Source organism: Roseburia sp. 1XD42-69 (genome assembly GCF_003612565.1).
Lineage (GTDB): Bacteria > Bacillota > Clostridia > Lachnospirales > Lachnospiraceae > Roseburia_B.
The window spans coordinates 13,946-35,215 of record NZ_RAZG01000042.1; the positions used below are offsets into that span (position 1 = coordinate 13,946).

The window sequence follows — 21,270 nt, forward strand, 5'->3', positions numbered from 1 at the left end:
GAGGAATGTATGTGGTTGGGGGACAATCTGTATTTTTAAAGACCAGGGGGCGAAGCCTTGACCATATGATTGTGAATGCTCCGGCGGCGCTGAAAGTTGCCTTTGGGGAAAATTGGAGGAAGAGGATTTTCGCATGGAGTGCTAAACTGGGTTGGGGTGAAAACGGCCGTTATGACAGACCATCCGGTTCCCCTGATTCAGTACCTGCCCCTTGCGTGGGCTTTAGCGTAAAACATAGCCTTTGATATGGAGGAGGGATTTTGTCCTGTAAACAAAACTTTTCTGTCTCTTGACACCCGCCCAGCCCTCTGCTATACTTCTGATTGTAAACCAATAATAAAGACAAGGTTAACAATAGAAAGAGGAAGATATGGAAAAGATAAAGAAAACCACAGAAAAGACACATGTAACAGAGACAGGGAGTGCAAAATTCGGCGCCAGGGATTTGGCGGTTTGCGCCCTGTTTACCACCCTTACCGCCCTTGGGGCTTACATAAAAATACCTATACCTGTGCTGCCTTTCACCCTGCAGTTTCTGTTTGTGCTGTTGGCAGGGCTTCTTTTGGGGAGCAAAAAAGGAGCGGCAAGCGTGGGGGTATATGTCCTGCTTGGGCTCTCCGGGGTTCCGGTGTTTACGGAGGGCGGGGGTTTTTGGTACATTTTAAAGCCAAGCTTTGGTTATCTTCTGGGTTTTATCCTGGCCGCCTACGTCACAGGAAAGATGTCGGAACATATGGAAGGGCTTTCGTTTTGGAAGTTAATGGGGATATGCCTTGTAGGGCTTTTGATTGTCTACGGGGCAGGCATGGTATACTACTATGCAATTTGTAATTATGTAATACATACCCCCATTGGTGTGGGGACACTATTTTTGTACTGCTTTGTGCTTATTGTTCCCGGAGATATTTTTCTGTGCGTCCTCTCAGCCCTGGTGACAAAGCGGATAAAGCCTGTCTTAAGGACTATGGGGTACTGAGAAAACGCTGAAATCTGTTTTCAGACAGGAGGAAGAGATGGATAGGATACAGGAATTAAAAGAAAAGGTTTTTCGGGGAGATTTATTGGAGAAACAGGAGATTATGGAGCTTTTGGAGACGCCTTTGGAGGAACTTTCCCGGGGGGCGGATGAAATTCGGGAGCATTTTTGCGGGAACCGTTTTGATATGTGCACCATTATCAACGGGAAGTGCGGAAAATGTTCCGAGGACTGTAAATATTGTGCCCAGAGCATTCATTTCCATACAAATTGTGAAGAGTCCTATCCCCTGCTTTCCACGGAAAAACTATTGGAGCAGGCAAGGCATAACAAAGAGCAGGGCGTCCTGCGCTATTCCATTGTCACCAGCGGGAAGCGCTTGTCGGACAGGGAAGTGGAGCAGGTCTGTGAAAGCATCCGCACAATACGGCGGGAGACGGGAATAGAGGTGTGCGTTTCCTTTGGGCTTTTGGGTGCAGAGCAGTTTAACAAAATAAAAGAGGCGGGGGCCTCTAGGGTGCACTGCAATCTGGAGAGTTCGGAAAGGTATTTTAAAGAGGTCTGCACCACCCATACTTACCAGGAAAAAATAGAAAGCTTAAAAGCCGCAAAGGAAGCAGGGCTTTCTGTCTGTTCCGGGGGGATTATGGGGTTGGGGGAGACCATGGAAGACCGGGTGGATATGGCTTTTGCCCTAAGGGACTTAGGGGTAAATTCCATTCCGGTGAACCTGTTAAACCCTATTCCGGGAACACCCTGTGAAAAGAACAGGGTTCTTTCCAATGAGGAACTTGTGCGGATTGTTGCACTGTTCCGCTTTATTATCCCGGATGCCTCTATCCGTCTGGCAGGGGGAAGGGGGCTTCTTTTCGACAAAGGCAGGAAGTGCTTTTTGAGCGGGGCAAATGCCGCCATCAGCGGGGATATGCTTACCACTGCAGGGATTACGGTGGAAAAGGATATGGAACTGTTAAAAGAGTTAGGATATGAGGTGAGGCTTTCCCATGAGTAAGAAAATATTTATCACAGGGACGGGGACGGATGTAGGCAAGACATACATTACTGGGTTAATTATAAAAAAACTGAAGGAATATGGAAAATCTGCAGCCTATTATAAAGCTGCCATGAGCGGGAATGTGAGGGATGAACAGGGAAAACTCATACCTGGGGACGCTGTTTTTGTGAAACAAATGTCCGGTATTTCCCAACAGACGAAAGATATGTGCCCCTATGTATACGAGAATGCCTATTCCCCCCATCTGGCATCCCGGATAGAAGGGAATCCTGTGAAACTTGATGTGGTGAAAGCAGGATTTGAAAAGGTTTGTAAAGACTACGATTACATAACCGTGGAGGGCAGCGGGGGAATTATGTGCCCCATCTGTTTTGATGAGGAAAAAATCTGGCTGGAGGATGTAATAAGAGAACTTGGACTTTGCAGCATCATTGCTGCTGACGCAGGCCTTGGAACCATTAACAGTGTTGTCCTCACGGCAGAATATATGAGACAGAAGGGCCTGCCTGTGAAAGGCCTGATATTTAACCATTACCACAAAGGAAATGTGATGGAGGAGGATAACCTGGCTATGTGCAAGGCTATGACAGGGCTTCCTGTACTGGCCTGGGTGGAAGATGGAGCCTGTGATTTAAATATTGATAAAGAAGTACTGTTATCCCTGTACGAGGAATGAAATAAGAAAAGAGGAAAAATATGATTTGGTATCCCTATGAACAGATGAAAACTATGCGGCCGCCCTATGAAATCATTGACGCTAAGGGCGTATACCTTTATACTAAAGACCAGCAGCTAATTGACTCAATATCTTCCTGGTGGAGTGTGATTCATGGATATAAGCATCCTCTTTTGACGGAAGCTATTAAAAACCAGGCGGATCATTTTTCCCATGTAATGCTTGGGGGGCTCACCCATGAGCCGGTGAAAAAGCTTTCCCGGAAACTGGAAGAATGGCTTCCCGGGGACTTAGACTACTGTTTTTTTTCCGATTCCGGCAGTGTGGCGGTGGAAGTGGCGTTAAAAATGGCGCTGCAGTATTACATAAACCGGGGAAGAAACCGGGATAAGGTTCTGGCCCTTCACAACGCCCATCACGGGGGGAGCTTAAAGACAAAAGTACTGGCTTTGGAGCATGCCTACCACGGAGACACCTTTAAGGCTATGGAGGTGGGGGATGACCCGGACTACCATTTTGCCTTTGAGGAAAAGAAGGGCGTGTACCATATTCCAACGGAGATGTCCGCATTGGAGGATGCCTTTTTAAAGCACCATCAGGAATTGAATTCCTTTATTGTGGAGCCTTTACTGCAAGGGGCCGGGGGGATGTTGATGTATGACATGGCATTCTTAAAAAGAGCCAGGGAACTCTGTGACGAATACGATGTGCTTCTGATTTTTGACGAGGTTGCCACCGGATTCGGAAGGACGGGATACCGCTTTGTGTCGGATGAGGTTCTGCCGGACATCCTGGTGCTGGGAAAAGCCTTGACGGGAGGCTATATTGGCCATGCAGTTACTGTGGCAAACCATAAGGTTTACCAGGGATTTTACGGGGATGATCCGGAAATTGCCCTGATGCACGGGCCTACCTTTATGGGGAACGCCTTAGCCTGCAGCGTGGCATTAAAATCCATTGAACTTTTTGAACAAGAGAATTATATGGATAAAATACGGAGAATCACAGAGATTACCAGGCGGGAGCTAAAAGGGTTTGAAAGCCCAAAGGTAAAGGAAGTGCGTATCATGGGGGGATGCGTCTGCTTAGAGGTGAAGGAGGAGGAGACCATCCGGGGATACCAGCAGTTTGCCTATGAGAGAGGGGTGTTTGCCCGGCCGTTTTTGAAGTATATTTACGCAATGGTTCCCTATGTGATAAAAGAGGAGGAACTGGTGAAGGTTATCTCCACCATGAAAGATTGGCTGTCTTAAGAATATGGAGGACAGGTCATGGAAAGGGATTTTTCTAAGGGGAAAGTTTCGTCCAATATTATTGCACAGGCGATTCCCCTGATTTTGGCACAGTTAGTGCAGCTTTTGTATAATGTGGTGGACAGGATTTATATCGGGCATCTGCCGGGGGCGGAAAGTACGGCCCTTACCGGGGTTGGCCTGGTATTTCCACTCACCACTTTTATTGCGGCAGTTACCTTTCTCTTTGGGACGGGGGGCGCGCCGCTTTTTTCCATTGCCAGGGGGGCAGGGGAGGAAAAGAGGGCAGAAAAGATTCTGGGAAATACTTTCTCCCTTTTGCTTTATGCGGCCTTGGTTCTTTTTGTGCTCTGCTATGTGTTCCGCAGGCCCGTATTGTATCTTTTCGGCGCCAGTGACGCTTCTTATGTCTATGCGGACGCCTATCTGAAAATCTATTTATTTGGAACGGTTTTCGTAATGATTTCCACAGGGATGAACGGGTTTATCAATGCCCAGGGATTTCCCAAAGTGGGGATGCTTACCACCCTGATAGGGGCGGTTTTAAATTTGATTTTAGACCCTGTCTTTCTGTTTGTGATAAGGCTTGGAGTGGGGGGAGCAGCCCTTGCAACAGTAATCAGCCAGATTGTATCCGCATTGTGGGTGATTCGGTTTCTCACGGGGAAAAAAGCGGTTCTTATATTGAAAAAAGAAAATATGAGGGTAGAGAGAAAACTTGCCCGTGAGATTGCAGGCCTTGGGATGGCAGGGTTTATGATGCAGGGAACCAACTGCCTGGTGCAGGTGGTGTGCAATGCCACCTTAAAAATCTACGGGGGGGATTTGTATGTGGGGATTATGACGGTGATTAACTCCGTGCGGGAAATTCTTTCACTTTCTGTAAACGGGTTAAACAGCGGGGCACAGCCGGTTTTAGGATATAACTACGGGGCCAAAAAATATGACAGGGTAAAACAGGGGATACGCTTTATGGCATATCTTGGCACTGGTTACACTGTCATAGCATGGATTCTTGTGCTGCTTATCCCCCATTTCCTCATTTCTATTTTTACGGAGGATGCAGCTATGGTTTCCCAGGGCGTTTCCGCCCTGCGGCTGTATTTTTTCGGATTTTTCTTTATGGCTTTCCAGTTTACCGGACAGTCCGCCTTTACCGCCCTGGGCTATGCAAGACATGCGGTGTTCTTTTCCCTCCTGCGGAAAGCCATTATTGTGGTGCCCCTTACCCTGGCGCTTCCAAGGCTTGGATTTGGGGTAGACGGTGTTTTTCTGGCGGAGCCCATATCCAATGCCATAGGGGGGCTGGCCTGCTTTCTCACTATGTACTTTGTGGTGTATAAGCGGCTGGGCAGGGAAGAGGAAACGTAAAGCGTCAAATCTTTTGGGGGTTTCTTAACTTTCCAGCAGGCTTTCCAGCTCCGTTACCATGGTGTTGATGGTATCTACCTGGATGGTCATGGTTTTAATTTCTTCTACATTATTTTTCAGCATATCCGCAATATTGTTAAACTCCTCATTTTCCTGTTTAATATCTGCGGCGATATCTTCGTTTATGGAAACGGTTTCCCGGATGACCTGCTTTTGTACCACCCCGGTTTCCACTGCCTGCTCCACAGCGGAAACAGTGGATTTTAACTGCTCCATCATTTCATGGATGGCTTCCACAGTCTCCACAACCACCTGGTTCTGTTTTTGCACCTGGGCGGCGTTTTCATTGATAAATCGGGAAACGTTGTCTGCCCCGGTTTGTACCCGGACAATTATATTGTTTACGTTCTGCAGGGAATTTTTTGTGCCGGCGGCAAGTTGTCCTACTTCCTGGGCAACCACCGCAAATCCTTTTCCTGCCTCCCCGGCACGGGCAGCTTCAATGGAAGCATTCAGGGCCAAAAGATTGGTGGATTCTGCAATTTCGTTGATCAAGTTTAATGTCTCGCCGATTTCCGCTGTCTCCGATAAAAGTTTGTCGGTGACGGTCCTTGCCTGTTTGGTGGACTGTTCCACTTCGCCGCTCATAGACATCAGGTTATTCAGGGCCTGCTGGCTGGAGGAAGATTTATCCATAAGCTCTTTGGCAATCTGTTCCACATCCTGCATCTGAATCTCCATGTTTTTACTGCTCTCCTCTAAGTGGTCCAGATTTTCCTTACTGCTGTCCGTTTTATGAAGCATATGGGAGCTGCTCTCAATAAGCTCCGAACTGATGGCGGAGAGTTCCTCTGTGGAGGCCGCTTCCGACTGGGAAGTTTTTACCAGAAGGCCGCTGGCATCCTCTAACTGCCCCGCAATTTCTTTTACTTTATCCAGTACATTCTGTACTCTTTCATTGTTCTTTTCCAGTTCATCCTTTTTTGCATGAATGAGAAAATGGGAAACCATGTACACATTCAGGTAAATGAAAAGCATGGTAAGGATCATACAGAAAACCCTCCCAAACATATCGGAGACAAAAAGATCGCTTTTTGCCGGGAGAAGCCGCTCTCCACGGATAAACCATGCGGCGATAAGGGAAATGCTAATTTCCGCCATGGTGATAAGCACTACTTTTGTGTCCAAAAGTAATCCTGTGATAAGGACAAACAGAAAAGAAAATGCCCAGAATTCCTGGGAAGGAGCCATATATAAAATGAAATTAAACTGTATAAACAGAATAAGGATCAGAAAGATTTTCCCCTGCCTTAATTTCCCGGGCTTTACACTGCCGTCCTCATAGCCTGTTTTGATGAAATAGGCGGCTAAAATAAGATAGATAATGTTTGTAATGTCAAAAATAAAAAATACATACAGGGGGGTAAAAACAAAGATGCCCCGCATCCGGTTTAAGGTGTAGGAGATCCCTGCGCTTAAACAGGCCAGGGTGGTGGCCAATAATGAGATGGGATATGCTTTGTTAATGTAGACATCTAATGCCGTTAAGCTTTTCTTATTGTTTTCCATAATTTTTCACTTCCTCTGCATAATGTGTATCTTTATTTTCGGTGTTCCTCTGCCATTATACTATATTTTTGGGGAGAAATACAGGTGGTTTGGATATTTTTATACAGTTTCTTTCCTCAGGGAGTAGTTGACGGAGGCATTCTGCTGTACTATACTGATTTCAAATAAAAATTGTTGAAAGGAAGAAAGCAGGTGCGGTTATGACGGAGAAAGATATGGAAAAAATATGTCACTGGATTCAGGTGATTGGGGTAATGGGATTTGCATTTCTGTTGATGTTTTGTTTTTTCGGGAAGGAGGACAGCTTTCTGGAAAAAACGGCTTTTTTTGGAATGGTAGCCGGGATTGTGCTTTATGTTATTTGTCTCCTTGTCTCCCCGGGGATAAAAAGTACGGGAGTATTATTTTTTCTCCTGGCAGTGCTGTGTATGGGAGTCAGCATTTTTGTCATCTCCAAGGGGTATGGCTCTAAGGAGATAGAAGACCTGGGCACAGTTTCCTTTCAGGCACATCGTTACTGGCAGGAGGAGCACAGCAGAAGGGTGCGGCACCGCACTACAAAAAGTTATACCAATTATGTGGAATACCAGGGGACACTGGAAAACGGGGAGATTGTCACCTATAAAGACACGACCTCTTCCATTGGGGATGCCATGGAGCTGGTAAAACGGGGAGATAAGGCCCAGCGTCAGGTGTTTTTGTACAATAAGGTATATTTTACAGATGAGCCGGGAACAGGGGAAGAAGAATTTCTGTCGGATTTTTTTAAGTGGAAGACAAAGCTATATGTGGCAGCAGGAATATATACGATTTTGGGAGCTATCTGTGTTTTGGTGGGAAACCGGATTACGCTGTACCATGACGACGATGGCATAAGTAATGCCACGGTAATAAAATAGAGTGGAAATCCAGATATTTTCTGATAAACCGGGGTTGGAATTTCCTGTTATTCATTATATAATGATAAGCGGAACATTTGGAAATTAGATAGAATACATAGGGACGAATATAAAATGAGGATAAATAAAAGAACAGATCCAAGGGGACGTACCCTTTGGCCTATTCCTTTTTACTTTTTTTGCCTTCTTGTTATGTGGGGGATAATTTTTGGAGGACAGAAGAAGGTTTTTGCATCGGAGGAGAAAAACCCCCTGTTGGACGGGGGGCGCAGTGCTGTACTCTACGACAGCCAGAATGGGACGGCTTTGTCTCCCATTAGTTATACGAATCTGAAGGGGAAGGATTATACGTTCCATTTGTCGGCTTTAGACACAAATACGGGGGAGACGGTAAATGAGGTGGAAGTCTATCTCCACAAAGAAAAAATGCTCTATGAGAAACCGGAGTTTATTGTAATTTCTATTGTATTTGCCCTGTTGGCAGTGGCAGCCCTGGTATGGTTTTATACCCAAAAGAAAACCGAAGTACTTCTGAAAAAACAGGTAGATAACAAACTCTTTGAGACTCAGATGATTCGGGCTTTCAGCAAGGCTATTGACGTAAAAGACAAGTATACCAACGGTCACTCCGCAAGGGTGGCGAAGTATTCCCAGATGATTGCCACACAGCTTGGCTGCAGTTGGGAACAGATCGAGCACATACATAATATTGCCCTGCTCCATGATATTGGAAAAATTTTTATTCCCGACCATATATTAAATAAACCGGAACCTCTCACCGACGAAGAATTTGAGATTATGAAACAGCATACCACCTACGGGTCTGACATTTTAAAAGAGATTAAAATATTCCCGGATATGGCTTTGGGGGCGGAATACCATCATGAACGCCTGGACGGAAACGGGTATCCCAATGAGATAAAGGGAAAGGAGATTCCGTTCAGCGTGCGGATTGTGGCAGTGGCGGACAGTTTTGACGCCATGAATTCCGACAGGCCCTACCGGGAGAGGATGAAAATGGAGGACATCGTCTCAGAGCTTGAGAAGGCAGCGGGAACCCAGCTGGACGGAACTGTGGTAAGGGCTCTGCTGGAGCTAATCCGGGCAGGAAAAATTAAGTAGCAAAGCCTGTTTGCCCTTGCAGGAATCATTTTATGACGTTATAATGAATTCATAGGCGTTTGCAAATGGAGAGAGGTGAACCTATGGGAAAAGACACCGCAATTTTTGTCCTGGGATTCTTTTGTGTCATATTTTTATCCGGCTGCGGGAAAAGCCAGGAGCACCCCGCCTCCCAGGTGATATTGGAGGGGGAGTACAGGGTGGAAGGCGTTGAAAATATTGTTTTTACTTTTTATAAAGACAGTACCCTGAAGGTGGAGCAGTCAGGCATCTATTCTTTTGGTGAAAACAGCCAGGGAAAAGACCTGTTAAAAATGTGCTTTGACGATACTTCAAGAGAGCTTCCGGAGGATTATAGTTTCACGGAGTATCTTGTGGAGTGGGACAGAAGATATGTGTACCTTACCCTGAATGGGGATTTTTCCGGGAATACGGAGCCTGAGGAGAAGCCAAAGCCTATGGCCCTTCGGTTTTTAAAGGGGACGGAAGGGATTTCCCAGGGCAGGCCATTTTCCGGGACATACCAAATCGGAAGGGCAGGAAGTGATTACCTGTATATTTTTTCCGAAGATGAAACGGTTTTGATGCAGATTCATGAAAACTATTACATGGAAGGGGAAAAACTTACGCTGTCAGATTCTTCCGGGAGCACGGACTACAAATATGAACTGACGGAAAATCAGATTAAGATAAATAATCTTTTAGGGGAGAATGTGCTCTCCCTGATAAAAAAATAGGGAAACCGGAGAAAGGATGGAAGTGATGATAGGAATTATCGGAGCCATGGCGGAGGAAGTCGCCAAGCTGAAAGAGATGATGGAGGATGTAAAGGTTACGAGGAAGGCATCCAGGGAATTTTATGAAGGTAAATTAAACGGGACAGAGGTGGTAATCGTCCAGGGAGGAGTGGGGAAAGTAAATGCTGCCTGCTGTACCCAGACGTTAATTGACACGTTCCCGGTAAGTTGTGTGATTAACACGGGAATTGCAGGAGGGCTTTTTCCGGACATTAATATCGGAGATGTGGTTCTGGCCACAGACGCCGTGGAGCACGATATGGAGGCGTCAGTTTTCGGATACCCTCCCGGGCAGATTCCCAGCATGGATACTTTTTCTTTTCCGGCGGATGCCCATTTGCGCCAGGTGGCAAAGGAGAGCTGTATCAAGGTAAATCCTGAGATTTCCGTGTATGAGGGCAGGGTGGTGACAGGAGACCAGTTTATATCAGACAAAGAAAAAAAGAAATGGCTTTCGGATACCTTTGGGGGATACTGTACGGAGATGGAAGGCGCAGCCATCGCCCATGGGGCATATCTGAATCAAGTTCCCTACCTTATTGTCCGGGCCATATCCGACAAAGCGGATGACAGCGCCCAGATGGATTATCCCACCTTTGAAAAAAAAGCGATTGAACATTCTGTTCGTTTAATTGTAGAAATGGCAGGTAGATTATAATGGAAAAAATAGCAAGTTTTACAGTAAATCATTTAACTCTTTTGCCGGGAGTATATGTGTCCAGAAAAGACCATGTGGGAGAAGAAACGATGACCACCTTTGATATCCGTATGACCCGGCCTAATTTTGAGCCCGTGATGAACACGGCGGAAGTTCATACCATGGAGCATCTGGGGGCAACATTTTTAAGAAATCATAAAGAATATGGGGACAAGACCGTATATTTTGGCCCTATGGGATGCCGGACAGGATTTTATCTTATACTGGCAGGGGATTACAAGTCAGAGGATATTGTGGAACTTTTGAAAGAGATGTTTTTGTTTATGCGCGATTTTAAGGGTGAAGTTCCAGGTGCAGCGGCGAGGGACTGCGGAAATTATCTTGATATGAATCTTCCCATGGCAAATTATGTGGCAGGGAAGTTCTATGAGGAAGTGCTGCTTCATATTTCAAAAGAACGCCTGGAGTATCCGGAGTAGGAGGAAGAGGATTTGGGGAAAAATCATGCCCATGAGCATTCCCACGCACACACAAAGGATGTGCTGAACCGCCTGGCAAAGGCAGGAGGCCACTTAAATAAAGTCCGCTCTATGGTGGAGAACGGGGAGGACTGCAGTGAAGTGCTGGTTCAGCTTGCGGCGGTGAAGGCGGCTTTAAACAACACAGGAAAAATCATATTAAAAGACCATATTGAACATTGTATCGTTCATGCGGTGGAGGAGGGAGATGCCAGAAAAATCCAGGAGTTAAACGAAGCCATTGATAAGTTCATGAAATAGGGAAGGTATGCGGATGGGTAAAAAAAGGGAGATTACAGACATTTTTGACGCAAACTGTAAGAGAACCGGCAAAACCTTAGTGCGGGGGGAAAAGCCAAAGGAGGGGGAATATCTGATGGCTGCGGCTGCCATTGTACGGGTAAAGGAATCTTACCTTGTGACAAAGCGCAGCCCGAGAAAAAGCATGGCGGGGAAGTGGGAATTTCCGGGGGGCGGTTCAAGAACTGGGGAGGAACCCATTGAGACTCTGCGCAGAGAACTAGAAGAGGAGACAGGGATTGTAGTCTGTTCCCATCAGGCCACGTTTTTAAGGCAAGTGTATTATGACAAATTTCATTTACTGATGCAGGTGTTTCTGGTGGAATCCAACGCTAAGCGGGAGGATTTAAAATTGCAGGAGGAGGAAGTCTGTGATGCAATGTTTGTAAATCACCGGGAGCTTGCCCAGTTGTATTCTCACATGACGGATATTGACAAACAGATTTATACGGAGGCAGTCAGTCCGATGCTTTTAGATGGTTTACAATAAGTGACATAAAAAGGGCAAATGCTTCGTAATCACGATGATATGCAGAAAAAACAACAGGAGGCAGATATGTTAAGCGAAGGAATTTTGGGGAAACAGGAAATGACAGTTACACAGAAAGAGACGGCGGAAGTGTTAAAAAGCGGAACGCTGCAGGTATTTGCAACCCCTGCCATGATAGCTCTGATTGAGGAGACAGCTTGGAAAAGCGTTGCACCAGAGCTGGAGGAAGGGTGTGCCACTGTAGGCACCAGTTTAAATATCAAACATGTCTCCGCCACGCCGGTGGGAATGAAAGTTTTTTGCACCACCAGATTGATTGAGGTGGAGGGCAGAAGGCTTATGTTTGATGTGGAGGTGTCGGATGAGAAAGGAAAAGTGGGGGCAGGAACCCACGAGCGTTTTATTATCCAGTCTGACAAGTTCCAGCAGAAAGCAGATGACAAATTAAAAGAGTAGGGATGCAAAAAGATAACCGGATTTTTCTCTGAGAAAGAGAAATCCGGTTTCTTTTTAACTTGTCTTTTCTTTTTCCTGTTCCAGCAAATCCATAATCCGCTGAATTTCCGCCCCTTCTACCGGAGCTTCCCCAAAGGTGTAATGTTTCCCGTCAGAGCCTATGGCCCCTAAGTTCCGCTCACCTTTTTCCTTGCCCCGCTCAATGGTGAAATAGTGGATTTGTTTTTCGTTTTTTGGATTCAGGGTGATATAGATGCGGTAGCATAGCTGTGCCGGTGCTTTTACCTCCGGCAAATCCAGCCGGATTAACAGCAGTTCCTCATTGATATTTAAAGGCATCACCTCAAAATCGCTTTCCCGGAAGGGATAAAGCCCCGGGTTTTGGAAAGCGTTTTGGTAAACTTCATTTACCAGGGGTTCCTTTTCATCAGAGAGCTGATGGATAAAGGGAGCGCCCTCTTTAAACACCCGGAGGGGAAGGTCATGAAATTCCGCCTTCTGGCGCATCATAATATGATACTGCTGCGGGGATACCTTCATCTGCTTGGCATTTGCCTTAGCTTCATAGTCCTTGCTAATCGCCTCTAAGATTGGCCTGTTAAATAAAAGGTTGTCTGAAAAGGGATTTAAGGCAACCCCTTCGCAGGGGGCTTTGGCATTTAGGGCCATTTTCAGGCAGGCCAAAAAGGGCAGGGTCATAATAAAGTCAAATTTCGGTTCCTTTGGTATCTGGCCCTGGCTGCTGTATACAGGGATAAACACTTTTCCCTCCGGGCTCTTTAACACGCAGGGAATGGGTGTCGCCCCTTCGGGAAGCTGTACTTTCTCATTGGGGTTGTCCTTTACCTCCTGCTTTAAAGCCTCTTTGTCAATGTTGTCCGGCAGGTTTGCCGGTACTAGAAAAATAGTTTTCTGCACCTGGTGTACCAGTGCGTTTAAATTTTCTTTTGCAGGGTCTTCCTTGTATATCTGTATTAACTGCTCTGTTTTCTGTGCTTCTTTATTCATGGTACGCTCCGTAAACTTTTATAGTATTTAAAGTATACCACAATGAGGGGAAAAACTAAACTGTTTTTTCGATAAAATCCAGCACTTCCTCTAAAGATTTTCCTCCCATCAGGGTGTGGGCATCATTTATCACTGTCATGGGCACCCGCTCAATGCCGTACTTTTTCACATAGTCGGGAAAGAGATTGGCGTCTACCATCTGGGCCCTAATGCCGGGATTTAAAGCTGCCATCCTAAGGCAGGAGATAACCATCTGGGCACAGTGGTGGCAGGCGAGGGAGACAAAAACCTCGATATTTACGGGTTTGTCAATTGCCTGAATCCGTTTTTTCACCTGATCCTCCATGGCCTGTCCCGTCCCTGCGGTGTTGTATAGGGCAATCAAAAGGGAGTTTAACTCTTTTCCCCCGGGCACGCCGAGAAAACTCTGGCCGGTGTATACATGGCCTTCCCGGTAAATGCCCAGGGCGGGGAGATGGCCGCCGTCTGTAAGGTCTTCTTCCAGGGAAAGGTTTTCTCCCGGCTCGTAGAGCTCCACATGGACTTTCTCACCCTGGCGTTCCATATCTTTTAACAGAGATGCCAGTTCCACACATTTTTCGTCCTTTAAATCCACGATAGTTAAAAGCCACACATCCTGGTGTAATTTTGAAAAAACATCCCCAATCTGTTTTCGCATGTCTTCATCCAAAAGGGGGGACACCTCCGGAATCGTTCCCGGGGCTATCATAACATACCTACCAAATCAAGGCTGGGTTTTAAGGTTTCTGCCCCGGGCTGCCATTTGGCCGGGCACACTTCATCTCCGTGTTCCGCTACAAACTGGGCTGCCTGGAGTTTCCGCAAAAGTTCCGCAGCATTTCTTCCGATGCCCAGATTGTGGATTTCATAGGCCTGGATAACTCCCTGAGGGTCTGCAATAAAGGTGCCCCTTAAAGCCTGTCCCTCTTCCGGCAGAAGAACGCCGAACTGTTTTGAAAGATTCCATGCGCAGTCGCTTAACATGGGATAACGGATTTTTTTTATAGTGTCGGAGGCATCCGCCCATGCCTTGTGCACAAAGTGGCTGTCTGTGGATACGGAATAAATTTCACAGCCTAACTTTTGGAATTCTTCGTAATGGTCCGCCAAATCCCCTAACTCCGTAGGGCATACAAAGGTAAAATCCGCCGGGTAAAAGAAAAAGATACTCCATTTACCCAAAAGGTTTTTTTCCGTAATTTCTTTAAACTCTCCGTTGTGATATGCCTGTACGCAGAAAGGTTCCACTTTTTTTTCAATAAAATGATTCATAATACATACCTCGCTTTCTTTTTGATACTCCTATTTTAATAATTGAAGGGGGACACTGCAAGAAAAAAATCGAAATCCTTCAAATAATTTGTACAATTTTTCTCAACTGTCAAAAATATCCTGTTTTTGAAGGCTTTCCACATTTTCACTTATTGTAATTTGTAATTTTACAGGCTATAATAAAGTTGCATCTGAAAATGCTTTATGAAATGAATTAACAGGAGGGATTTTATTATGGATGATAAGAAATTGGGAATTGATAACATGAACGGGGATACCAATAACGAAGACAAGACCTGCGGGTTAAACGACATGAACTGCCTCGGTGGAGAGCAGCCGTCCCACGGATTAAACAATATGAACGGGGATACCAATGACGAAGACAAGACCTGCGGATTAAATGACATGAACTGCGTAGAGTAATCGTTATTCCAGCGAGGGTCAATACCCTGCTATTTTCAGCGGGGGGTGACCGTTTGAAACTTTAACTTAGCCCCCTTACACTCAGGCGGACATCGGTTTTTAAGATGTTCGCCTATTTCTTTGCAAATTTTTCTATAATTTTTACATATTGTGCAAAATGTAAAAATTTTAACACTTCTCCCTTTTTGTCTAAAGACAATTCGCACAAATTGAGTTACACTTAATTCATCAGATGCGTGATACTTAACAAAAAAAACAAAAATGGAGGGGTAAAACATGGCAAAGTACATTATGGCATTAGATGCCGGAACCACTAGCAACCGCTGTATTCTTTTCAACGAGAAAGGTGAAATGTGCAGTGTTGCTCAGAAAGAATTTACACAGTATTTTCCACAGCCAGGCTGGGTAGAGCATGATGCAGACGAGATCTGGTCCACACAGCTTGAAGTTGCAAAAGAAGCTATGGCAAATGTAAATGCAACCGCTGCAGACATTGGTGCAATCGGAATTACCAACCAGCGTGAGACAACAATCGTTTGGGACAAAAACACAGGAGAACCTGTTTACCACGCAATCGTATGGCAGTGCCGCAGGACTTCCGAGTATGCGGATTCTTTAAAGGCAAAAGGCCTTGAAGATACTTTCCGTCAGAAGACAGGACTTGTCATCGATGCATATTTCTCAGGAACAAAATTAAAATGGATTCTGGATAATGTGGAAGGTGCAAGGGAGAAAGCAGAAAAAGGCGATTTGCTCTTTGGTACCGTTGAGACATGGTTAATCTGGAAACTCACAAAAGGCCAGGTGCATGTAACGGATTATTCCAATGCAGCAAGGACAATGCTCTTTAATATCACCACATTACAGTGGGATGAGGAAATTTTAAAAGAGTTAAACATTCCGAAATGTATGCTTCCTGAAGCAAAACCATCAAGCTGTGTTTACGGGGATGCAAATCCGGAATATTTCGGCGGCCCCATTCCTATCGGCGGCGCAGCAGGAGACCAGCAGGCAGCACTCTTCGGCCAGACCTGTTTCAATGAAGGCGAGGCAAAGAATACATACGGAACCGGATGTTTCCTTCTTATGAATACCGGCGAGAAACCTGTATTCTCCAAAAACGGATTGGTAACTACCATTGCCTGGGGATTAGACGGAAAAGTAAATTACGCTTTGGAAGGCTCCATCTTCGTTGCAGGTGCTGCAATCCAGTGGCTTCGTGATGAGATGCGTTTCATCGATTCCTCACCGGATTCCGAGTACATGGCAAGAAAAGTAAATGATACAAACGGATGTTACGTTGTTCCTGCATTTACAGGACTTGGCGCTCCATACTGGGATCAGTATGCAAGAGGATCCATCGTAGGACTTACTCGCGGCGTAAACAAATATCATATTATCCGTGCAACCTTAGAGTCCTTGGCATATCAGGTAAATGACGTTCTTGCATCTATGAGAGCTGACTCCGGCATTGACCTTGCAGCCCTTAAAGTAGACGGCGGCGCAAGTGCAAATAACCTGTTGATGCAGATGCAGTCAGATATCAGCCAGGCTCCGGTAAACCGTCCGGTTTGCGTGGAGACCACTGCTATGGGCGCAGCTTACCTTGCAGGTCTTGCAGTTGGATACTGGAAGAGCAAAGAGGATGTTGTAAAGAACTGGGCAATCGACCGCACATTTCAACCGGAGATTACCGTAGAGGAAACCGCTGCAAAAGTTAAAATGTGGAAAAAAGCTGTTACTTACGCATTTGACTGGGCAAAAGAAGACTAAAAACAGACTAAGGGGGGAATTTTTATGTTACCGTATATTGCAGAATTTGTTGGAACATGTATGCTAATTATTTTAGGTGACGGTGTTGTTGCCAATGTAACTTTAAACAAATCAGGTATGAAGGGAGCTGGCTCGATTCAGATCACCTTTGCCTGGGGTCTTGCAGTTTTGGTTCCGGCATTTATTTTCGGAGAGGCTTCCGGCGCATCCTTCAACCCTGCACTTACCCTTGCACTTGCCGCTGACGGCAGTTTTGCATGGAGCATGGTACCCGGATATATTGTAGCACAGATAGCAGGAGCTTTCTTAGGTGCATGTATCGTATATATCCTGTTCAAAGAGCAGTTTGACGCCACAGAAGATCCTGGTTCCAAACTGGGATGTTTCTCCACTGGCCCGTCTGTTCCCAATATGCCTCTGAATATCTTAAGCGAGGCCATTGGTACATTCGTTTTAGTATTTGCTATTAAGGGAATTGGAAATGTAACAGGATTGTCAACAGGCGTAGATAAGCTGTTCGTATTCGGCATCATCGTATCCGTTGGTATGTCCCTTGGTGGATTGACAGGATATGCAATTAACCCGGCAAGAGACTTAGGTCCCCGTCTTGCACACGCTGTGCTTCCCATTCAGGGAAAAGGCGATTCCAACTTTGGATACGGACTTATTGTTCCGATTATCGGACCTATCCTTGGCGCATTAGCAGCAGTTGGATTATATGCAGTTATTCCATGGTAATATTGTTCGTGCTTGACTTTACACTTGCATTTTACAAAAGGGAACTACATAAAACCTAAAAATTAAATGAATGTAAGAGTTAAGAGCCATGCAGGATACATCGGAAACGATGTCTAAAAAGCATGGCTCTTTTTCACGACAAGTGAAACAATTTGCTGTTTCATCTTGTATAAAAAACAAAATTAGGAGGACTATTCTATGTATGATGTAGTAATCATTGGAGCCGGTGTTACCGGAAGTTCCAGTGCAAGGGAACTTTCCCGCTATAACCTGAATATCTGTGTGATAGACAAAGAGGAAGATGTATGCTGCGGCACATCCAAGGCAAACAGTGCCATTGTCCACTCCGGTATTGACTGTAAACCAGGGACTTTAATGGCTGAGATGAACGTGAAGGGGAATGAGCTCATGGAGCCCCTCTCCAAAGAGCTGGATTTTGAATTTAAAAGAAACGGCTCTTTAATTCTCTGTTTTGCAGAGGAGGATATGCCCCACTTAAAAGAGCTTTATCAGCAGGGAATCGATAATAAAATCCCCGATATTAAAATTCTAAGCAAAGAGGAACTCCACGAGATGGAGCCAAATATCTCCGATGAGGCCATTGCTGCAATTTATGCTCCCTCCGGCGGAATCGTATGTCCCTTTGGCATGAACATTGCAATGGCGGAAAATGCCTATGACAACGGCGTGGAATTCCGCTTTAACACAGAAGTAAGAACCATTAAAAAGATAGAAGGCGGCTATGAGCTTTCCACAAATAACGGCAGCATCCGCACGAAATGCGTGGTAAATGCAGCAGGTGTCTATGCAGATAAATTCCATAACATGGTAAGCGCCAAAAAGATTCACATTACCCCGAGAAGAGGAGAGTACTGCCTCCTTGACAAAACCACTGGAGGACTGGTAAGTAAAACCATATTCCAGCTTCCCGGCAAGTATGGAAAAGGAATCCTTGTGACCCCTACGGTTCACGGAAATACCTTAATCGGGCCTACAGCGGACGACCATGACGATCCGGAATCCACCAGCACAACGGCACAGGGCCTTGCCCATGTATGCCAGGCAGCCACAAGAAGTGTTCCAAGCGTTCCTGTGCGCCAGGTAATCACATCCTTCTCCGGCAACCGTGCCCATGAAGACAACCATGAATTTATTATTGAGGAACTTAGCGATGCTCCTTTCTTTGTAGACGCTGCAGGAATCGAGTCCCCCGGACTTACCAGCGCCCCGGCCATCGGAATTAAGGTTGCCGATATTGTGTGCGGCCTGTTAAAACCGGAAAAGAACCCGGATTTCAACGGCACAAGAAAAGGGATTGTTGACCCGAAGAAACTTTCTGAGGAAGAGTATGCAAAACTCATTAAAGAAAAACCCGCTTACGGCAATATTATCTGCCGCTGTGAGACAGTGACAGAGGGTGAAATCATTGACGCCATCACAAGGTCTTTAGGTGCAAAATCCTTAGACGGAGTAAAGCGCAGGACAAGAGCAGGAATGGGACGGTGTCAGGCAGGTTTCTGTTCACCAAAGACCATGGAGATTATCGGAAGAGAATTGGGGCTTTCCCAGCTTGAGATTACAAAGAACGGCGGAAAATCCAATATGGTAGTGGGTTACAGCAAAAAGAGCGCACAGGAGGTATAAGAATATGAGTTCCTATGATATCGTAATTATCGGCGGGGGTCCTGCGGGACTTGCAGCAGCAGCATCCGCAAAAAGAAACGGGATTGACAGTATATTAATCTTAGAAAGAGATAGTCAGTTAGGCGGTATTTTGAATCAGTGTATCCACAATGGATTCGGGCTTCACACATTTAAGGAAGAGCTTACCGGGCCGGAATATGCAAAACGCTTTATCGACCAGGTGGAAGAACTGAAAATTGAATATAAATTAAATACAATGGTTATGGATATTGCCGGGGATAAAACCATCACGGCTATGAACCGCACCGACGGTTTATTTAAAATCCAGGCAAAAGCCATTGTCCTTGCTATGGGATGCAGGGAGCGTTCCAGAGGCGCTTTAAATATCCCGGGATTTCGCCCCGCAGGAGTTTACTCCGCAGGTACGGCCCAGCGTCTGGTAAATATTGAAGGATATATGCCGGGCCGGGAAGTTGTGATTTTAGGCTCCGGTGATATCGGGCTGATTATGGCAAGGCGTATGACTTTAGAGGGTGCAAAAGTTAAGGTTGTAGCAGAGTTAATGCCATTTTCCGGTGGTTTAAAGAGAAATATTGTACAGTGTCTGGACGACTTTGGAATCCCCTTGAAGTTAAGCCATACCGTAGTGGATATCCGGGGAAAAGAGCGCTTAGAGGGAATTACTTTAGCGGAAGTTGACAATCACGGAAAACCGATTCCCGGCACAGAGGAAGATTATACCTGTGATACCCTGCTGTTATCCTGCGGCCTGATTCCGGAAAATGAGCTTTCCAGGGGAATCGGCGTGGATATGAATGCCATCACCAGCGGACCTTCCGTAAACGAGTCCTTAGAAACCAGCATCGACGGAGTATTTGCCTGTGGCAACGTGCTCCACGTACATGACCTGGTGGACTTTGTATCTGAGGAAGCAGCGGCAGCAGGAAAGAATGCGGCAAAATATGTGCAGAATAACTGTACCATGGGGGAGGCAGGAAAAGAGATTCCCATTATTGCCACCGACGGCGTGCGCTACACCGTTCCAAAGACAATCCATGTAAACCGTATGGAGGATGAGCTTGTGGTACGTTTCCGTGTGGGTGCCGTTTACAAAAACAGCTATATTACCACATATTTAAATGATAAACAGATTATTCACAGGAAGAGGCCTATTATGGCTCCCGGTGAGATGGAAGAGATTAAGCTGAAAAAATCCGAACTGGAAGCATTTGGCGGTTTAGAAAATATTACTGTGAAAATAGAGGAGGCATAAATCATGGATGTTAGAAATCTTACCTGTATCGGCTGCCCTTTAGGCTGCGCCCTTAGGGTTGAAATGGAAAACGGAGAAGTGCTTAGCGTAAGCGGCAATACCTGCAAGCGCGGGGATGATTACGCTAGAAAAGAAGTGACGCATCCAACCCGTATTGTCACCAGCACCGTAGCTGTGACAGGAGGGGATATTGCCATGGTATCCGTGAAAACTCAGAATGATATTCCAAAAGAGAAAATTATGGATATTATGAAGAGCATTGAGGATATTAAAGTGGAAGCGCCGGTACATATCGGGGATGTGATTGTGGCAAATGCCGCAGATACCGGGGTGAATATCATTGCTACGAAGGATATAAAAAAAGTTGGCTAGATAAATTAAACTCCGTATTTATACAGGCCGGGGAAAAGAGCAGTTTGCTTTTCCCTGTGCCTGTGTTTTTTGTGGAGAAGGAAGGCAGGATTCAGGCAAAGCTGGCAATGATGGACATCACAAAAAATGGACAGACCACCGCTAGGACTGGGGCCAGATTTGTTCTCAGTTGGAGATTTATTTAAGGAACGATTATCTGACCCGAACCTGTAAAGGGGATTTTTAAGGTTTTGGATTGACAGGGGTAAAAATCCCTGTATAATACAAACAGCGGGCAGAACCAGAAAATCCGGCTTTGCCCGCTTGTAACTATCAACAATCTTATATTAGTTTTGGAATTTCAATAAATTTTGAAACAGTCTCTTGCCGTTCCCTGTTTTTATGTGTCTCAAGTATTTAAACTTACTTGCTGACTTTGATTTTCTTTACCTTGGTGTAACCGCTGTATACCTTCTTGCCTGCGGAGTCTTTCTTGTATGCCCGGACTCTTACATAGTAGGTTTTACCTTTTTTCAGGTTTTTAATGGTATAGCTTGTCTTGCTGGTGGTCTTTTTCGTCACAGATTTTTTTAACTGGTAGTGTAAATAAGTTTGTGTTTTTGGAAATAAATGGCTCCTTTTTGGTAAGAATTAGGATATGCAAATT

The 21,270-nt window shown here is 45.5% G+C and carries 24 protein-coding genes and 1 pseudogene; 20 read left to right on the forward strand and 5 right to left on the reverse strand.

Annotation, left to right across the window (positions count from 1 at the left end; all coding sequences use genetic code 11):
* Positions 1 to 11: 11 nt before the first annotated feature.
* The 6 genes from D7Y06_RS16535 to D7Y06_RS16560 all read left to right on the forward strand — a co-directional run bounded on the left by D7Y06_RS16535 (position 12) and on the right by D7Y06_RS16560 (position 5,291).
* A complete protein-coding gene (locus D7Y06_RS16535) occupies positions 12 to 245 on the forward strand; it encodes a hypothetical protein (protein WP_120408855.1) in 234 nt (77 codons plus the stop codon).
* Positions 246 to 370: 125 nt separating this feature from the next.
* Complete coding sequence (locus tag D7Y06_RS16540; RefSeq protein ID WP_120408856.1) at positions 371 to 976, forward strand: biotin transporter BioY; 606 nt, start codon at positions 371 to 373, stop codon at positions 974 to 976.
* Between the two features lie 37 nt (positions 977 to 1,013).
* Positions 1,014 to 1,988, forward strand: a complete 975-nt coding sequence (gene bioB / locus D7Y06_RS16545; RefSeq protein ID WP_120408857.1) for a biotin synthase BioB — start codon at positions 1,014 to 1,016, stop codon at positions 1,986 to 1,988.
* On the forward strand, positions 1,981 to 2,667 hold the full coding sequence (gene bioD, locus D7Y06_RS16550; RefSeq protein WP_120408858.1) for a dethiobiotin synthase: 687 nt from the start codon (positions 1,981 to 1,983) through the stop codon (positions 2,665 to 2,667). Before bioB ends, bioD begins: the two co-directional genes overlap by 8 nt.
* Positions 2,668 to 2,687: 20 nt before the next feature.
* A complete protein-coding gene (locus tag D7Y06_RS16555) occupies positions 2,688 to 3,920 on the forward strand; it encodes an aspartate aminotransferase family protein (RefSeq protein ID WP_120408859.1) in 1,233 nt (410 codons plus the stop codon).
* An 18-nt stretch (positions 3,921 to 3,938) separates the two neighbouring features.
* Complete coding sequence (locus D7Y06_RS16560; protein ID WP_120408860.1) at positions 3,939 to 5,291, forward strand: MATE family efflux transporter; 1,353 nt, start codon at positions 3,939 to 3,941, stop codon at positions 5,289 to 5,291.
* A 24-nt stretch (positions 5,292 to 5,315) separates the two neighbouring features.
* On the opposite strand, the gene D7Y06_RS16565 is transcribed toward D7Y06_RS16560, so the two are convergent.
* Positions 5,316 to 6,860, reverse strand: a complete 1,545-nt coding sequence (locus D7Y06_RS16565) for a methyl-accepting chemotaxis protein (RefSeq protein WP_120408861.1) — start codon at positions 6,858 to 6,860, stop codon at positions 5,316 to 5,318.
* Between the two features lie 200 nt (positions 6,861 to 7,060).
* Between D7Y06_RS16565 and D7Y06_RS16570 the strand changes: the two genes are divergently transcribed.
* From D7Y06_RS16570 to D7Y06_RS16605, 8 genes are all read left to right on the forward strand, one after another.
* Positions 7,061 to 7,759 (forward strand): hypothetical protein, encoded by a 699-nt coding sequence (locus D7Y06_RS16570; protein WP_120408862.1) that lies wholly within the window; start codon positions 7,061 to 7,063, stop codon positions 7,757 to 7,759.
* A 114-nt stretch (positions 7,760 to 7,873) separates the two neighbouring features.
* A complete protein-coding gene (locus D7Y06_RS16575) occupies positions 7,874 to 8,881 on the forward strand; it encodes an HD-GYP domain-containing protein (protein WP_120408863.1) in 1,008 nt (335 codons plus the stop codon).
* An 83-nt stretch (positions 8,882 to 8,964) separates the two neighbouring features.
* The gene (locus tag D7Y06_RS16580; protein ID WP_120408864.1) at positions 8,965 to 9,618 is read left to right on the forward strand and encodes a hypothetical protein; all 654 of its coding nucleotides are present in this window, start codon (positions 8,965 to 8,967) and stop codon (positions 9,616 to 9,618) included.
* 25 nt (positions 9,619 to 9,643) lie between these two features.
* The gene (locus D7Y06_RS16585) at positions 9,644 to 10,336 is read left to right on the forward strand and encodes a 5'-methylthioadenosine/adenosylhomocysteine nucleosidase (RefSeq protein ID WP_120408879.1); all 693 of its coding nucleotides are present in this window, start codon (positions 9,644 to 9,646) and stop codon (positions 10,334 to 10,336) included.
* Positions 10,336 to 10,815: an S-ribosylhomocysteine lyase gene (locus D7Y06_RS16590; protein WP_120408865.1), complete on the forward strand. Its 480-nt coding sequence runs from the start codon at positions 10,336 to 10,338 to the stop codon at positions 10,813 to 10,815. The genes D7Y06_RS16585 and D7Y06_RS16590 overlap by 1 nt, the downstream gene beginning before the upstream one ends.
* A gap of 12 nt (positions 10,816 to 10,827) precedes the next feature.
* Positions 10,828 to 11,115, forward strand: a complete 288-nt coding sequence (locus D7Y06_RS16595) for a metal-sensing transcriptional repressor (RefSeq protein ID WP_120408866.1) — start codon at positions 10,828 to 10,830, stop codon at positions 11,113 to 11,115.
* A 13-nt stretch (positions 11,116 to 11,128) separates the two neighbouring features.
* Entirely contained in the window at positions 11,129 to 11,644 is a 516-nt protein-coding gene (locus tag D7Y06_RS16600; protein ID WP_158591393.1) for an NUDIX domain-containing protein, read from the forward strand.
* 66 nt (positions 11,645 to 11,710) lie between these two features.
* Positions 11,711 to 12,100 (forward strand): thioesterase family protein, encoded by a 390-nt coding sequence (locus D7Y06_RS16605; protein ID WP_120408868.1) that lies wholly within the window; start codon positions 11,711 to 11,713, stop codon positions 12,098 to 12,100.
* Positions 12,101 to 12,154: 54 nt separating this feature from the next.
* Here D7Y06_RS16605 and D7Y06_RS16610 read toward each other — a convergent pair whose 3' ends face one another.
* From D7Y06_RS16610 to ahpC, 3 genes are read right to left on the reverse strand one after another with little or no spacing between them, the layout of a single operon-like run.
* Complete coding sequence (locus D7Y06_RS16610) at positions 12,155 to 13,108, reverse strand: SseB family protein (protein WP_120408869.1); 954 nt, start codon at positions 13,106 to 13,108, stop codon at positions 12,155 to 12,157.
* Between the two features lie 55 nt (positions 13,109 to 13,163).
* Positions 13,164 to 13,838: a thioredoxin family protein gene (locus tag D7Y06_RS16615; RefSeq protein WP_120408870.1), complete on the reverse strand. Its 675-nt coding sequence runs from the start codon at positions 13,836 to 13,838 to the stop codon at positions 13,164 to 13,166.
* The gene (gene ahpC, locus D7Y06_RS16620; protein WP_120408871.1) at positions 13,835 to 14,401 is read right to left on the reverse strand and encodes an alkyl hydroperoxide reductase subunit C; all 567 of its coding nucleotides are present in this window, start codon (positions 14,399 to 14,401) and stop codon (positions 13,835 to 13,837) included. The genes D7Y06_RS16615 and ahpC overlap by 4 nt, the downstream gene beginning before the upstream one ends.
* A gap of 234 nt (positions 14,402 to 14,635) precedes the next feature.
* Here ahpC and D7Y06_RS16625 point away from each other — a divergent pair, with 234 nt between their 5' ends.
* From D7Y06_RS16625 to D7Y06_RS16650, 6 genes are all read left to right on the forward strand, one after another.
* Positions 14,636 to 14,824 carry a hypothetical protein gene (locus D7Y06_RS16625; protein WP_120408872.1) on the forward strand — a complete coding sequence of 63 codons (189 nt, stop codon included), beginning with the start codon at positions 14,636 to 14,638 and terminating at the stop codon, positions 14,822 to 14,824.
* Positions 14,825 to 15,100: 276 nt separating this feature from the next.
* On the forward strand, positions 15,101 to 16,597 hold the full coding sequence (gene glpK, locus D7Y06_RS16630; RefSeq protein ID WP_120408873.1) for a glycerol kinase GlpK: 1,497 nt from the start codon (positions 15,101 to 15,103) through the stop codon (positions 16,595 to 16,597).
* 24 nt (positions 16,598 to 16,621) lie between these two features.
* Positions 16,622 to 17,335: an MIP/aquaporin family protein gene (locus tag D7Y06_RS16635; protein ID WP_120408874.1), complete on the forward strand. Its 714-nt coding sequence runs from the start codon at positions 16,622 to 16,624 to the stop codon at positions 17,333 to 17,335.
* A 198-nt stretch (positions 17,336 to 17,533) separates the two neighbouring features.
* On the forward strand, positions 17,534 to 18,979 hold the full coding sequence (locus D7Y06_RS16640) for an NAD(P)/FAD-dependent oxidoreductase (protein WP_120408875.1): 1,446 nt from the start codon (positions 17,534 to 17,536) through the stop codon (positions 18,977 to 18,979).
* Between the two features lie 4 nt (positions 18,980 to 18,983).
* On the forward strand, positions 18,984 to 20,252 hold the full coding sequence (locus D7Y06_RS16645) for an NAD(P)/FAD-dependent oxidoreductase (RefSeq protein ID WP_120408876.1): 1,269 nt from the start codon (positions 18,984 to 18,986) through the stop codon (positions 20,250 to 20,252).
* Positions 20,253 to 20,255: 3 nt separating this feature from the next.
* Entirely contained in the window at positions 20,256 to 20,624 is a 369-nt protein-coding gene (locus D7Y06_RS16650; RefSeq protein ID WP_120408877.1) for a DUF1667 domain-containing protein, read from the forward strand.
* Positions 20,625 to 21,026: 402 nt separating this feature from the next.
* On the opposite strand, the pseudogene D7Y06_RS16655 reads toward D7Y06_RS16650, so the two are convergent.
* Positions 21,027 to 21,197, reverse strand: a pseudogene (locus D7Y06_RS16655) (fibronectin type III domain-containing protein); the annotation flags it as partial.
* Between the last annotated feature and the right edge of the window lie 73 nt (positions 21,198 to 21,270).